The sequence below is a fragment of the Bradyrhizobium cosmicum genome, assembly GCF_007290395.2.
Lineage (GTDB): Bacteria > Pseudomonadota > Alphaproteobacteria > Rhizobiales > Xanthobacteraceae > Bradyrhizobium > Bradyrhizobium cosmicum.
Map to the genome: position 1 here is coordinate 465,201 of NZ_CP041656.2, position 14,980 is coordinate 480,180.

General features: G+C 64.5%; 12 protein-coding genes. 7 read left to right on the top strand and 5 right to left on the bottom strand.

Annotated elements, in window-relative coordinates:
* Positions 1–49 precede the first annotated feature (49 nt).
* Genes FNV92_RS02200 through FNV92_RS02220 form a run of 5 tightly spaced genes read left to right on the top strand, consistent with a single transcriptional unit; the run spans position 50 to position 5,173 of the window.
* The gene (locus tag FNV92_RS02200; protein ID WP_143842420.1) at positions 50–1,069 is read left to right on the top strand and encodes an ABC transporter substrate-binding protein; all 1,020 of its coding nucleotides are present in this window, start codon (positions 50–52) and stop codon (positions 1,067–1,069) included.
* A complete protein-coding gene (locus FNV92_RS02205) occupies positions 1,069–1,830 on the top strand; it encodes an ABC transporter ATP-binding protein (protein ID WP_143842419.1) in 762 nt (253 codons plus the stop codon). The genes FNV92_RS02200 and FNV92_RS02205 overlap by 1 nt, the downstream gene beginning before the upstream one ends.
* An 11-nt stretch (positions 1,831–1,841) precedes the next feature.
* Positions 1,842–2,705, top strand: a complete 864-nt coding sequence (locus FNV92_RS02210; protein ID WP_143842418.1) for an ABC transporter permease — start codon at positions 1,842–1,844, stop codon at positions 2,703–2,705.
* Entirely contained in the window at positions 2,702–4,444 is a 1,743-nt protein-coding gene (gene araD, locus FNV92_RS02215; RefSeq protein WP_143842417.1) for an L-arabinonate dehydratase, read from the top strand. The genes FNV92_RS02210 and araD overlap by 4 nt, the downstream gene beginning before the upstream one ends.
* A 9-nt stretch (positions 4,445–4,453) precedes the next feature.
* On the top strand, positions 4,454–5,173 hold the full coding sequence (locus FNV92_RS02220) for a ribonuclease activity regulator RraA (RefSeq protein ID WP_143842416.1): 720 nt from the start codon (positions 4,454–4,456) through the stop codon (positions 5,171–5,173).
* A 21-nt stretch (positions 5,174–5,194) separates the two neighbouring features.
* Here FNV92_RS02220 and FNV92_RS02225 read toward each other — a convergent pair whose 3' ends face one another.
* Complete coding sequence (locus tag FNV92_RS02225) at positions 5,195–5,755, bottom strand: flavin reductase family protein (RefSeq protein ID WP_143842415.1); 561 nt, start codon at positions 5,753–5,755, stop codon at positions 5,195–5,197.
* 16 nt (positions 5,756–5,771) lie between these two features.
* The gene (locus FNV92_RS02230; protein WP_143842414.1) at positions 5,772–7,871 is read right to left on the bottom strand and encodes a S9 family peptidase; all 2,100 of its coding nucleotides are present in this window, start codon (positions 7,869–7,871) and stop codon (positions 5,772–5,774) included.
* 137 nt (positions 7,872–8,008) lie between these two features.
* Here FNV92_RS02230 and FNV92_RS02235 point away from each other — a divergent pair, with 137 nt between their 5' ends.
* Together FNV92_RS02235 and FNV92_RS02240 are read left to right on the top strand one after the other, a co-directional pair.
* Positions 8,009–9,445, top strand: a complete 1,437-nt coding sequence (locus FNV92_RS02235; protein ID WP_143842413.1) for an MBOAT family O-acyltransferase — start codon at positions 8,009–8,011, stop codon at positions 9,443–9,445.
* The gene (locus tag FNV92_RS02240) at positions 9,445–10,554 is read left to right on the top strand and encodes a hypothetical protein (RefSeq protein ID WP_143842412.1); all 1,110 of its coding nucleotides are present in this window, start codon (positions 9,445–9,447) and stop codon (positions 10,552–10,554) included. The genes FNV92_RS02235 and FNV92_RS02240 overlap by 1 nt, the downstream gene beginning before the upstream one ends.
* Positions 10,555–10,737: 183 nt before the next feature.
* On the opposite strand, the gene FNV92_RS02245 is transcribed toward FNV92_RS02240, so the two are convergent.
* From FNV92_RS02245 to FNV92_RS02255, 3 genes are all read right to left on the bottom strand, one after another.
* Positions 10,738–11,925, bottom strand: coding sequence for a pyridoxal-phosphate-dependent aminotransferase family protein (locus FNV92_RS02245; protein ID WP_014439095.1), 1,188 nt, complete (start codon positions 11,923–11,925; stop codon positions 10,738–10,740).
* 105 nt (positions 11,926–12,030) lie between these two features.
* The gene (locus FNV92_RS02250) at positions 12,031–12,771 is read right to left on the bottom strand and encodes a thermonuclease family protein (RefSeq protein ID WP_143842411.1); all 741 of its coding nucleotides are present in this window, start codon (positions 12,769–12,771) and stop codon (positions 12,031–12,033) included.
* A gap of 191 nt (positions 12,772–12,962) precedes the next feature.
* On the bottom strand, positions 12,963–14,693 hold the full coding sequence (locus FNV92_RS02255; protein WP_143842410.1) for a hypothetical protein: 1,731 nt from the start codon (positions 14,691–14,693) through the stop codon (positions 12,963–12,965).
* Between the last annotated feature and the right edge of the window lie 287 nt (positions 14,694–14,980).

Genomic DNA, 14,980 nt, shown 5'->3' on the forward strand with positions numbered 1-14,980 from the left:
ATCACCGGGGTCAACGCGGCGCGACGCTGACCGGAGGAAACACACAACAATGATCAAGCATCTTCGTAGCAGGCTTGCGGCTGCTGCCGTCATCGCAGCAGCCGCCTTCACATTATCCGCGGCATATGCGCAGCAGAAGTCCGAGATCTCGCTGTCGCGCCAGCCCGGCATCTTCTACATGCCGAGCCACATCATGGAAAAGCAGAAGCTGATCGAGAAGCATGCGGCCGCTCTCGGCGTGCCAGGTGTCACCACCAAATGGATCACCTTCTCTGGCGGCGGGGCGCAAACCGATGCGCTGCTGGCCGGCGGCGTCGACATCCTCAACACTGGCACCGGCAATCTGCTGCTGCTGTGGGATCGGACCCGCGGCGGGGTGAAGGGCATCGTCGCGACCTCGGCGCAGCCGATGACGCTGATCAGCCGCGATGCTAACATCAAGTCGATCAGGGATTTCGGCCCGAACGACAAGATCGCGGTGCCGACGGTGAAAGTCTCGACCCAGGCGATCGTGCTTCAGATCGCGGCGGCCGAGGCCTTTGGCGCCGATCAATGGGCGAAGCTCGATACCAACACCGTGCAGCTCGGTCATCCCGACGCCTATGCGGCGCTCGCCAATCCCAAGCACGAGGTGCACACCCATTTCTCGATCCCGCCGTTCACCTTCCTGGAGCTGAAGAACGTGCCGGGCGCGCATGTCGTGCTGTCATCGCCCGACGTGATGGGCGGCCCGCTCAGCCAGGCGCAGTTCTTCACCACGACCAAATTCGCCGATGCCAATCCGAAGATCATCCAGGCCGTGCGCGACGCGACCAGGGAAGCGCAGGATCTGATCCGTAGCGACACCAGGCAGGCCGTCGAGATCTACAAGGAGATCACCGGCGACAAGACTTCCGTGGAAGAGCTGCTCGATCTCCTCAAGGAGCCCGGCATGATGGAGTGGAATCTCGAGCCGCAAGGTACGATGAAGTTCGCGGCGCACCTGTTCAAGACCGGCACGCTGAAGAACCAGCCCAAGGCCTGGACTGATTACTATCTTCCCGTCGCGCACGATCTGAAGGGCAACTGATGGCGCTGCTCGACGTCAGCGGGGTGACGCTGCGCTACAAGACCTCCAGCACGGTCGTCACCGCCACCGAAAGGGTGAGCTTCACTGTCGACAGGTCCGATCGCTTCGTGCTGCTCGGGCCCTCCGGCTGCGGCAAGTCGACCTTGCTCAAGGCCGTCGGCGGCTACATGACGCCGAGCGAGGGGCGCATGAGCATCAACGACCGCGAGATCCGTGGTCCCGGCGCCGACCGCATGATGATCTTCCAGGAATTCGACCAGCTGCTGCCCTGGAAGAGCGTGCTTGCGAACGTGATGTTTCCGCTGCTGACTGCGCGAAAGCTGTCGCGCAAGGAGGCCGAGGCACGGGCGCGGGCGTATATCGAGAAGGTCGGCCTGACCCGTGTCGTCGACGCCTATCCGCACACGCTGTCCGGCGGCATGAAGCAGCGGGTTGCGATCGCGCGCGGCATGGCGATGGAGCCGGACATTCTCCTGATGGACGAGCCGTTCGCGGCGCTCGACGCGCTGACGCGCCGGACCTGCCAGGACGAGCTGCTCCAGCTCTGGAGCGAGACCAGGTTCACCGTTCTGTTCGTGACCCATTCGATTGCGGAGGCGATTCGCATCGGCAACCGCATCCTGCTGCTGTCGCCGCATCCCGGCCGCGTCAAGGCAGAGGTGGTCGACGTCGACAAGGTCTCCAGCGACGATGGCAGCGCTGGCCGACTGGAGAAGGAGATCCACGATCTGCTGTTCGCCGCCGAAGCAACGGCGCATTGAAGGAGCCTCTCATGGGCGAAGCAAGAATATTGCTGCGTGACGCGCCGGCTGCGACCGCGAGCGGCGCAAGCGAGGTCGAGCGCAAGCTGAGCGTGCCTGAAATGCTGTGGAATGACGGTTTCGTCCGCAAGACCGTCATCATCCTGTTTCTCGCCGCGGTCTGGGAGGCCTACGGCGTCACTCTCGACAATCCCCTGTTGTTTCCGACGCTGCACGATACGATCGCCACGCTCTGGGACCGCGTCAGGGACGGCTCGATCCCGATGCGCGCCTGGGCCTCGCTCAAGGTCCTGTTCATGGGCTATTCGGCCGGCATCGTGCTCGCTGCCATCTTCACCGTGATTGCGATCTCCACCCGCATCGGGACAGACTTCCTGGAGACGGTCACGGCGATGTTCAACCCGTTGCCGGCGATCGCGCTGCTGCCGCTGGCCCTGATCTGGTTCGGTCTCGGCAATGGCAGCCTGGTCTTCGTGCTGATCCACTCGGTGCTGTGGCCGGTCGCGCTCAACACCCATTCCGGCTTCAAGAGCGTGTCCAACACGCTGCGCATGGTCGGCCGCAACTACGGCCTGCGCGGATTGCCCTATGTGGCGAAAATCCTGATCCCCGCCGCCTTCGGCTCGATCCTCACCGGCCTGAAGATCGGCTGGGCCTTTGCCTGGCGCACGCTGATCGCAGCCGAGCTGGTGTTCGGCGTGTCCTCGGGGCAGGGCGGGCTCGGCTGGTTCATCTTCGAAAACCGCAACCTGCTCGACATACCTGCGGTCTTCGCAGGCCTCTTGACGGTGATTATCATCGGGCTCTTTGTCGAGAACCTGATCTTCCGCGCCATCGAGCGGAACACCGTGCAGAAATGGGGCACCCAATCATGACCAAGACCAAGAAGAAAACACCCGACCAGCTCCGCAGCGCCCGCTGGTTCGCGCCCGACGATCTCCGCTCGTTCGGCCACCGTTCCCGCACCATGCAGATGGGCTATGCTCCGGAGGAGTGGAAGGACCGCCCGATCATCGCGATCCTCAACACCTGGTCGGATGCGCAGCCCTGCCACATGCACTTCAAGTCGCGCGTCGACGACGTCAAGCGCGGCATCCTGATGGCGGGCGGCCTGCCGCTGGAGTTGCCGGCCCTGTCGCTGTCGGAATCGCTGCTGAAGCCGACCACGATGCTCTACCGCAATCTGCTGGCGATGGATGCCGAGGAGCTGCTGCGCAGCCATCCCGTCGACGGCGTCGTGCTGATGGGCGGCTGCGACAAGACCACGCCGGCGCTGCTGCTGGGCGCGACTTCGATGAACATCCCGGCGATCTACCTGCCGGCAGGTCCGATGCTGCGCGGCAATTGGAAGGGCAAGACGCTCGGCTCCGGTTCCGACGGCTGGAAATACTGGGACGAGCGGCGCGCTGGAAAAATTTCTGAAAAGGACTGGCTCGACATCGAAGCCGGCATCGCCCGCAGCTACGGCACCTGCATGACCATGGGCACGGCCTCGACCATGACCGCGATCGCGGAAGCGATCGGCATGACGCTGCCGGGCGCCTCCTCGATTCCGGCCGCCGATGCCAACCACATCCGCATGGCCAGCGAATGCGGCCGCCGCATCGTCGAGATGGTGTGGGAGGATCTGACGCCGAAGACGATCCAGACCCGCGAAGCCTTCGAAAATGCCATCGCGGTGGCGATGGCGATGGGCTGCTCGACCAACGCGATCATCCATCTGATCGCGCAGGCCCGCCGCGCCGGCCAGGACATCGGCCTCGACGATTTCGAGATTGCGAGCCGCAAGGTGCCCGTGATCGCCAACGTGCGGCCGAGTGGCGATGCCTATCTGATGGAAGACTTCTTCTATGCCGGCGGCTTGCCGGCGCTGATGGGCGAGATCAAGCAACATCTGCATCTCGGTTGCGTCACTGTGACCGGCAAGACTGTTGGTGAGAACATCGAGGGCGCCGAAGTCTACAACGGCGACGTGATCCGCTCGGTCGACAATCCCATCTACAAGGAAGGCGCGCTCGCCGTGCTCAAGGGCAACCTCGCGCCCGACGGCTGCGTCATCAAGCCCTCCGCCTGCGCGCCGCGCTTCCTCAAGCACACCGGTCCCGCGCTGGTGTTCGACGACTATCCCGCGATGAAGAAGGCGGTGGATGATCCCGACTTGGATGTCACCGAGGATCACATCCTGATCCTGCGCAATGCGGGCCCGCAGGGCGGACCGGGCATGCCGGAATGGGGCATGCTGCCGATCCCGACCAAGCTCGTGAAGCAGGGCGTGCGCGACATGGTGCGCCTCTCCGACGCGCGCATGAGCGGCACCAGCTACGGCGCCTGCATCCTGCACGTCTCGCCGGAGTCCTACATCGGCGGCCCGCTGGCGCTGGTGCAGAACGGGGATCGCATCACGCTCGATGTCGCCGCGCGCACCATCAACCTCGACGTACCGGAAGCCGAGCTCGACAAGCGCCGCGCTGCCTGGAAGCAGCCGGAGCGCCGCTTCGAGCGCGGCTATGGCTGGATGTTCACCAAGCACATCAAGCAGGCCAATGAAGGCTGCGACTTCGACTTCCTCGAGACCGATTTCGGTGCGCCGATCGGCGAGCCGTCGATTTACTAAAGGACGCACATGTCAAAACTCAGCGAAGCCACCCGCACCAAGCTCAAATCCGTCTCCACCGCCACCGTCGCCACCGCGCTGTTCAAGCGCGGCCTGCGCATCCAGATGATCCAGGATGTGCACCCCCTGGGTGCGGACCAGCCGACCATGGTCGGGGAGGCCTTCACGCTGCGCTACATGCCGGCGCGCGAGGATCTCAACACCATCGACGTCTTCAAGGACCGCTCGCATCCGCAGCGCAAGGCGGTCGAGGATTGCCCGCCCGGTTCGGTGCTGGTGATGGACAGCCGCAAGGACGCGCGCGCGGCCTCGGCCGGCGCGATCCTGGTGACGCGGCTGATGAAGCGCGGCGTTGCTGGCGTCGTCACCGACGGCGGCTTTCGCGACTCCGCCGAGATCGCAAAACTTGGCATTCCCGCCTACCACCATCGCCCCTCGGCGCCGACGAACCTGACGCTGCACCAGGCGATCGAGATCAACGTGCCGATCGGCTGCGGTGACGCGCCGGTGTTTCCCGGCGACGTCATCCTGGGCGATGCCGACGGCGTCATCGTGATCCCCGCGCATCTCGCCGACGAGATCGCCAACGAAACCTTCGAGATGACCGCGTTCGAGGATTTCGTCACCGAGGAAGTCGGCAAGGGCCGCGGCATCTTCGGTCTCTATCCGGCCACCGATCCGCAGACGCTCACCGACTTTGCGGAATGGCGCAAGAAGAACGGTCGGTAGCAGGCGCCGGTCGTGGAGGGATCACAGCATCCCGGGCTGGAACAGCTTCCGGTACTTGCGTGTCTCGGCGCCGGAGATCATGAATTCGCCGTCGCCGCGATAGTGGATGGTCTTTGGCAGCTTCGGCGCCGTCGCCACGTGAGCGTTGACGACCTCGAAGACGAACATGTTGTACTTCTTCACCTGGCTGGCGTCGGCAAGCTGGCATTCGAAGCTGGCATAGCACTCGTCGATCAGCGGCGCCCGGACATGCGTGCCCGGCTTGGGCGTCAGGCCGAATTCGCCGAACTTGTCGATATCGCGCCCGGAGCTGTTGCCGATTTTCACGACCGTCGTTGCGAGGTCGGCGGTCGGGATGTTGATCACGCATTGGCGGCTTTTGCGGATCAGCTCGAAACTGTGGTTCGCGCTCGAGATGATGCAAGCCACCAGCGCCGGCGAGAATTCCATCATCATGTGCCAGCCCATCGTCATGATGTTGGTCTCGTTCTTGTGGGCTGAGCTCACAAGGACGATGGGCCCCGGCTCGAGCAGGCGGCGGACGTTCGAGGTCGGAAAATCCCGCTTGATGTAACGCCGCATGCTCGCTCCTGCGAATCTACGCCTGCGCCATTCCCGCCGCCCACAGCGCGAACGCGTAGACGATCGCGACCTCATCGAGCCGGTCGAAGCGCCCCGACGCGCCGCCGTGGCCGGCGCCCATGTTGGTGCGCAGGAGAACCGGGCCGCCGCCGCTCATGGTGGCGCGCAGGCGGGCGATCCACTTGGCCGGCTCCCAATAGGTGACGCGCGGATCGGTCAAGCCGCCCATTGCCAGGATCGCCGGATACTCCTTCGCGGCGACGTTGTCGTAGGGCGAGTAGGACAGGATGGTGCGAAAGTCCTTCTCGCTTTCGATCGGGTTGCCCCATTCCGGCCATTCCGGCGGCGTCAGCGGCAGCGTGTCGTCGAGCATGGTGTTGAGCACGTCGACGAACGGCACCTCGGCGACGATGCCGGCGAACAGCTCGCCGGCGCGGTTCGCCACCGCGCCCATCAACATGCCGCCGGCCGAGCCGCCATGGCCGACGATGCGCTTTGCGCTGGTGTACTTCGCGTCGATCAGCGCGCGGGCGCTGGCCGAGAAGTCGTCGAAGCTGTTGGTCTTCTTCTCGCGCTTGCCGTCCAGATACCAGCCCCAACCCTTGTCGGCGCCGCCGCGAATATGGGCGATGGCGTAGACGAAGCCGCGATCGACCAGCGACAGGCGGTTGGCATTGAACGAGGCCGGCATCGCCATGCCGTAGGAGCCGTAACCGTAGAGCAGCAGCGGCGCCGATCCGTCGAGCTTCAGGCCGCGACGATAGAGGATCGACACCGGCACCTCGGCGCCGTCATGCGCCTTCGCCATGATGCGCGTGGTGACGTAGTCGGCCGCATTGTGGCCGGATGGAATCTCCTGGCGCTTGCGCAAGGTGCGCGTGCGCTTGGCCATGTCATAGTCGTAGACCTCCGACGGCGTCGTCATCGACGAATAGGCGAAGCGCAGATTCGTCGTCTCGAATTCGTAGGAGCCCATCGTGTCCAGCGAATAGGCGGCCTCGTCGAAGGCGATGGCGTGCTCTTCCTTGGTCGTGAGATCGCGGATCACGATTCCCGGCAGCGCATTGGCGCGCTCCAGCCGCACCAGATGGCCGGCATAGAGATCGAGATCGATGATGTAGATGCCCGGACGATACGGGATCAGGTCGCGCCAGTTCGCGCGCTCGGGCTGGCCAAGCGGCGCCGTGACGATCTTGAAGTCGATGGCGTCGTCGGCATTGGTGAGGATGAAGAGCTCGTCGCCGCGATCGGCCAGCGAATATTGCACGCCTTCCTCGCGTGCCGCGACCAGCCGCGGCGGCGCTTCGGGATGGGCGAGATCGATCAGCCGCTGTTCCGAGGTCTCGTGGTCGCCGCCGGCGATCACACAGAAGCGGCCGCTGGTGCTCTCGTGCAGATGGGTGAACCAGCCGGCATCCTGCTCTTCGTAGACGAGCGTGTCGTCGGCCTGCCTGGTGCCGAGCTTGTGCCGCCACACCTGCATCGGCCGGTGATTGTCGTCGAGCTTCACGTAGAAGAAGGACTTCGCGTCCGCGGCCCAGACCACGCCGCCATCGGTCTCCTCGACGACGTCGTCGAGATCCTTGCCCGTGGCCCAGTCGCGGACACGGATCGAAAAATATTCGGAGCCCTTGGTGTCCGCGCTCCAGGCCTGCAGCTTGTGATCGTTGGAGTGGCGGCTGCCGCCGAACTTGAAATAGGTGTGGTCCTTGGCCAGCGCGTCGCCGTCGAGCACGATATGACCCTCGCCGCCGTCGCGCGGCATGCGGCCGAACAGCTCGTGCTGGCCGCCTTCGCGGAACTTGCGGAAATAGGCGAACGGCCCGTCCGGCGAGGGCACGCTGGAATCGTCCTCCTTGATCCGCCCGCGCATCTCGCGCACCAGCGTCTTCTGGAGGGCTCCGGTATGGCCGAGCAGGCTCTCGGTGTAGATGTTCTCTTCATCGAGATATTTTCGAATATCGGGATCGAGCACCTTGGGGTCGCGCAGCACCTCCTGCCATTTCTCGTCCTTCAGCCAGGCATAGTCGTCGGTCACGGTGATGCCGTGCCGCGTAAAGGAATGCGGCCGGCGCGGGGCGACGGGGGGCTTCGAAGGTGTCTTGGTCTGGGTCACTCGGTCCTCGTTCAGATGTCTGTCCCGTCTTATATCGTCCCGATCTAACGAATTGCCAGCGACCGCGCCAAGTCGCCGGGTTGTTGATCGCCCCCTGGTATGCTTTAGGGACGATATCCCGCCGCCGGTCCAGCCTGATGCTGTTCAATTCCTATCCGTTCATCCTGCTGTTCCTGCCGGTCGTGCTGGCCGGGTATTTCTGGTTCGGGCGGCGCAGCAATCTGGCCCCGGTGATCTGGCTGGCGCTGGCCTCGCTCGCCTTCTACGCCATCGGCAGCTGGCAGTTCGTGGCCCTGTTGCTGCTGTCGATCGCCTTCAACTACGGCGTCGGCCATCTCCTCATCGTGGCGAAGCTTACTCCGCCGCAGCGAAAGGCCGCGCTCGCGCTCGGGGTCGTCGGCGATCTCCTCGTGCTCGGCATCTTCAAATATGCCGGCTTTGCCACCGACAACATCAACGCGCTGTTCGGTACGCATCTTGCTGTCCACATCCTGCTGCCGGTCGGCATCTCCTTCTACACCTTCACCCAGATCGCGTTTTTGGTGGACGCATATCGCGGCCAGGTCGCGGCCTACGCGCTGCCGCATTACGCGCTGTTCGTGACTTATTTTCCGCATCTGATCGCCGGGCCGATCCTCCATCACAAGGACATGATCCCGCAATTCGAACGGGAGGAGTCCAAGCATCCGGACCCGCATCTCATCCTGTGCGGAATGATCATCTTCGCGATCGGTCTGTTCAAGAAGACCTGCCTTGCCGACGGCATACAGCCACTGGTCGCGCTCGCCTTCGACGCGCGCGCGCCGAGCTTTGACCAGGCCTGGCTCGGCGCACTCGCCTACACGTTCCAGCTCTATTTCGACTTCTCCGGCTATTCCGACATGGCGATCGGGATATCGCTGATGTTCGGCATATTCCTGCCGATCAATTTCAACTCGCCCTACAAGGCGACCAGCATCGTCGATTTCTGGCGGCGCTGGCACATGACCTTGTCGCAGTTCTTGCGCGACTATCTCTACATCCCGCTCGGCGGCAACCGCCGCGGCCGCGTGTTGCGCTACGTCAACCTGCTGCTCACGATGCTGCTTGGCGGACTTTGGCACGGCGCGGCCTGGACTTTCGTCATTTGGGGCGCGCTGCACGGCGTCTATCTCTGCGTCAACCACGCCTTCAACGCGCTGGTGCCGAGCGTCCCGGCGATCCTTGCGCGACCCGTTCGTTTCGCCGGCGCCGTGCTGACTTTCCTCGCCGTCGTCGCTGCCTGGGTGTTCTTCCGCGCCGAGCGGGTCGATTGGGCGCTGCGGATCCTCAACGCCATGGCGGATCCCGCGAATATCGTGTTCGGGCGCGAGGAGATCGCGGCACTCGTGATGGTATCGATCTACGCGGCGCTGGTGTGGCTGGCGCCGAACACGCAAGCGATCATGGGATACGATCACGGCAATCGCAGGGTCGGCGAGGCCATGCGGGCAGGGCGCATGCGGCCGCTGGTCCTTTATGGCGCATCGCTGGTGCTCGCGCTCGGGATTCTCGGCATCCAGAGCCACAGCGAATTCATCTACTTCCGGTTCTGATGCGCAGCGCCGTCACCAGTCTGAAGCGTCTCATCCTCGCGAGCATCGCCTGCGTGCTGGGCGCGGCTGCGCTCACGTTCGTGGTCGATCCGCTGCAACTGTTCCGCCCCTCGCGTCTGGTCGCAGCCGGTTACTCCGAAGACACGCGCGTGCAGAATGCCGGGTTGATTCGCAGCCAGTCGTTCGACACGGCCTTCATGGGCACGTCGCTCGCGATCCACTTCCGCCAGAGCGACATCGACCGCGCGCTCGGCGTCCGTTCGCTCAAGCTGGCGATGACCGGCTCCAACTCGCGCCAGCAAGGCTTCGTGCTGGAGCAGGCGATCGACCACGGCGCCCGGCGCGTGATCTGGGCGATGGACGATTTCAGCTTTATCGCTGCGGCCGATATCGAGGCCGATCCGTATCTGTCCGTCGATCTCTATCGCAGGACGCCGAGGGGCATCGCGTCCTATCTGTTCAGCGCCGCGATGGCGAAGGAATCCCTGTTCGCACTGCTGCGATCGATTCCGCCGCTACGGGACCCGCTGACACGGGCTGCACCTTATCTTCCCGTCAAGTTCGCGCTGTCCGACGTCGACGACATCTACGCGCTGCCGCGGAATTTCGACGTCGCGCGCGGCTACAATGCGGAGAGGACGCTTGCCGCCTTCGCCTACATCACCGATCCCGTCCGCAGCCGCTTCCTGGGCGAAGGCTATGGCTATGAGGCCATGGTGCGGCATTTCGAGCGCGACGTTGCAGGCCTCGTCACGCGCCACCCGGATGTGACCTTCGATATCTACTTCCCGCCCTATTCGATCCTGCAATTCGTCGCGATGCGCGATGCCTCGCCGGCGACGCTGAAGATCGTCACCGATCTCACCGCACACATCGCGCAGCGCCTGTCGCAGCTTTCGAACGTCCGGCTCTACGACTTTCGCGCGATCAAGGCGGTGACGCACGACCTCGGCAATTACAGCGACGTCATCCACCATTCGCCGGTGGTGGATGCGATGGTGCTGGGATGGCTGGCGAGCGGGGAATATCGCGTCGATCCAAATACGCCGCTGGCGTCGCTGGAGAAGCTGAAGGCGCAGGTCGAATCGTATCGGGTGCCGCAGCCTTAGCCAAAAACTCCCTGTCGTCCCGGAGAAGCGAAGCGCAGATCCGGGACCCATAACCACAGGCAGGAGTTATCGCCCGAACTGGCGACTCCGAGTCTTCGCCAAACCACTCCCTGTGGTTATGGGTCCCGGGTTCGCGCTATGCGCGCCCCGGGACGACGGCGGAGTGTGGGGCGCGGGCGGCGCCTACGCCGCCACCTCTTCACCGAGATACGCGACCGCCGCTTCCAGTCCGCCCTTGCCGTGCGGGATCTTCAGCGCGTTCAGCCCGACCTCGATCACCCCCAGCGTGCCGAGCAGCATCGGCGCGTTGATATGGCCCATATGGGCGATGCGGAAGGCCTGGCCCGAGAGATCGCCGATGCCGGTGCCGAGCACGACGCCGCACTTCTCCTTGCAATAGCGTTGCAGGATTGCCGGATCATGCCCGTTGCTCATCGTCACCGTGGTCACGGTGTTGGAGCGCTCGCTGGCTTCCGCGATGTTGAAGCCGAGCACCTGGCCCTCCGACCATGCGCCAACCGCGCGGCGCGTGGCTTCGCCGAGCAGGCTGTGGCGGCGGAAGGCGTTCTCCAGCCCTTCTTCGTGCAGTAGGTCGATCGCCTGGCGTAAAGCGAACAAGAGATGCACCGGTGCGGTGCCGGCATATTTGCGATAGTGCTCGCTGCCTTCGCGTTCGCTCCAGCTCCAATAGGGCGTGCTCATGTTGGCCTTCTTCTGCACTTCGAGCGCGCGCGCATTGGCGGCAACGAAGCCGAGGCCGGGCGGCGTCATCAGGCCCTTCTGCGAGCCGGACATCGCGACGTCGACGCCCCATTTGTCCATCTCGAACGGCATGCAGCCGAGCGAGGCCACGGTGTCGACCATGTACAGAGCCGGATGGCCGCTCGCCTTGATCGCCTTGCCGATCGCCTCGATGTCGTTCTGCACACCCGAGGCCGTGTCGACCTGGACGACGACGACGGCCTTGATCGCGTGCTCCTTGTCGCGGCGCAGGCGCTCCTCGACCTCGTGCGGCCGCACCGCGCGGCGCCAGTCGCCCTTCAGCACCTCGACCTCGGCGCCCATCAGGGCTGCCGCATGGCCCCAGCCGATCGCGAAGCGCCCGCTTTCCAGCACCAGCACCTTGTCGCCGCGCGACAGCACGTTGCTCAGCGCGGCTTCCCAGGCGCCATGGCCGTTGGCGATGTAGATGTAGGACTTGCCCTTGGTGGCAAACAGGCCCGAGATGTCGCGGAGCAGGCTCTCGGTCAGATCGGTCATCTGTTTGGAGTAGATGTCGATCGCCGGACGATGCATCGCCTGCAACACGGCGTCGGGCATCGTGGTGGGCCCGGGGATGGCCAGAAATTCCCGGCCCGCGCGAACGGTCATTGCGGTCAGTCCTTGTCGCTTGAGAACAGGGTGGTGGGTCGCTGATTCATGCTTTTACGCGGCGCCGCGATGCAAGAAAAGCGCCTAAAACGCAGGTCTGGGGCTCTATCTCTTCGTTTCCCGGCAGCCGGCGGCCTCCGCCTCTTCCACCGAGCAGAACCAGCGGGTGCCCTTGCTGATCCGCATCTTGATCTGGGTGTACCAGCGGCTGGTCGGCTGGTGAAAAATGCACTCGCCGGCGCTGTTGACATTGCCCTTGATGGTGCAGTCGGGCGAGGGCGCGACCGGCCCCGAGGCCGAAGCGAGCAGCACCGCATGCGCCCCGTCCGGCGGCTTGGTCGCGCCCAATATCGTCGTCTTCTTGTTGCGCACGCGCCAGTCCCACGGCGCAATGAAAGCCCCCTGCCACATGCCGGCTTTTGCCTCGCGCGCGGCGGCCTCGTCGGCGTCGTAATCATGCGAGACGCGGGTGTAGGACAAGGCCCAGCCGCTGCGCACCAGCCATTTCTGGATATCCTCGCCGCCGACCTCGCAGCGCGCCACGGTGCGGCCGCGCCGGTCGATCGCGCGGGCATGGCAGAGCCAGTTCTTGCCTTCGGCATATTTGGCGAGCTCGTCGCGGGCGGCGATGCCGCAGGTCCAGCGCTCGCTCTTGGTGTTGAGGCAGAGCTGGTCGACCTGTGGCGCGTCGATGCCGCCCAGCCGGACGCGCGTGTTGCCGATCACGACGGCATCGCCGGAACGCACCTTGGCCGTGCCGGAGATGTCGGCGGCATCAGCATGCGAGGGCAAGGCGAGCTGGGACAAGCCGAGTAATGACAGCGCAATCAGAAATTTTCGCAACATGCCCGGCCCGCGTGTGAAGACAATCTCGATAGAGCCCGCAATTGTGGTCGGCTTTTGTCCGCCCGGCCAGCGCCAGCCTGACGATTGACCTTTCAACTTCCCGTCATTGCGCGAGGGTCTTCTCCGCTCGCGTGTCCCGGACGCGGTGCGGCGTGCAACGCCGCTCCGCAGAGCCTGGGCACGAGGCCGGGCTACCCCCGTCCCGCCATCGCCCGCTTCGCTACCGCCAGTCCCATCAGCACGAACGCCGACGTCACCTCCGGTCCGCCCACCAGAATCCGTGTCGGCGTCTTCATCTTGTTCCATTCATAGGCGCGAAACGGGCCGCGGCGGCCGCCTTCGCCGAGGCTGGCGACGATCACGTTCAGCGCCGGCGCGAACGCACGCGGGTCGGCGCCGAGATGGCCGAGCGCGATCAGCGCCAGCGCCGCGTCGAACACGTTCATCTCGGCGGCCATCAGCTCGCCCTTGACGTAGGAGAGCACGCGGTGGCGGATGAAGTCGAAATCGCCGTTGGGGTCGATCGCGGCCTGCGCCGCCAGCGGCAGCGCCAGGAAGGCTGCATAGCAGCGGCCGAAATAGGCGCTGTAGAGCTCCGGCAGATAATAGATGTGCGAGCGCGGATTGGCGAAGGCGCCGCTGGCGGCGAGCCGCTTCTGGAAACCGATGATGCGATGCACGGTGGCCAGTCGCGCCGGCGTCTCCAGGATCTTCCAGCGCGCAAGGTTACGAAAGCTCACCTCGAGAATGTCGAGATTGAGCGTCGGATCGAGATCGTTGCCGTAAGGGCGCTCGCCTTTGAGATTGTCGATCCAGGTCGCGACCCCGCCCTCGTAGTCGATGTTGTCGTTGATCGGCACCGTCACGCGGGGCTCGTTGACGCCGGCGCGTACCTGGTAGGCCGAATAGAAATCCAGCAGCGGCTGGTCGATGATCGGATCGCTGCAGCCGGCCTGCGTCGCCGCCGAGATTGAGCACGCCGTGGTGTCGCAATCCGGCACGTAGACGCCGAAGCCAAGCTCCTGCTTGATCTGCGCGAAGAAGCGCGAAAAGCGCGGATGCGGCGCCGGCGCCAGTGCGGTGATGACGTTGAACCGCGCGCCGTCCAGGCCCTCGACCTCCTCGCGGCTGATGTTGACGCAGAAATCCACCATGTCGGCGATCGCGCGCTCTGCCGCGATCTTGTCGGCCGGCGAGGCGAGGCCGGTCTCGGCATAGCTCAGCAGTGCCTCGATGAAGAACGCGTCGTAATAGGCCGAGCGGTGCCGGATCTGCACCGGCTCCCACATTGGCTCGGCGATGCCGGTCCAGGGCGGATTGATGACGGCCCGTGCCGGCGATCGCGCGATGAAGACACGGGCGAGGTTGAACAGCAGCGAGGAATTCTTGTAGCCGCGCGCGTTCAGCCCCGTCAGCGCCATGGTCAGCTCGCGCCCGCGAAAATCGGGGTCGCCGATCAAATTGAAGGCGGCGTAGGTCGGCAGAAAGCCGTTTCGGCGGTACGAGCCGAGCAGATGCTGCGCGCAGTCGCGGATCACGCCGTCGATCTGCGCCTGGGGCGGTGCCGAGCCGGTGAACATTGCGGGGGGCGGTTTCGGATGGTCAAGCGCGATGCTGTCGACGAGATCGGCGACGGGCTGGCTGACCGCCGCCCAGTCGGGCTCGGCCTCGTCTCGGGCGTGCGCGAGCGCCGCGCGCAGTTTGCCGAGCTTCGCCTCGTCACGCAGCTCCGGCAGGCCGGCGCGTCGCAGCAGCACCCGCAGTGCGGGATTGCCGAGCGCAGTCTTGTAGAACTTGGCCAGATGCGGATCGCCGCTGGTGGTCGCAGACAATACGGGATCGCAGACGTCATAAAGAGAGGGGCCGTCCTTCGGCGCCAGCAGCGCCCGGCAGGCGGCGCCGGCAAAGTAATGAAAGCTCATGAAATACCTGGTCGCGGGGCCTCGGCCGGGGGCCGGCCGGCACGCTCCCACCTGCGTGCCACCCCCTGCAAGTCTTTGAAAAGGCTACCCGGATTCGCAGGAAATACAAATGTGAGGGATCTCACGGAAAAACCCGGCACGAGGGCTGCATATTTGACCCCCGGAAGGCTACGGGGATCGGGAAAATGCGCAAATTGTGTCCGCTGAATTAATTAATACATTCAGTGGCTTAGCTCAAATTTTGGGCAATCTATTGCCGGGGAGGCGATATCCGGTTAAGGGTTTGT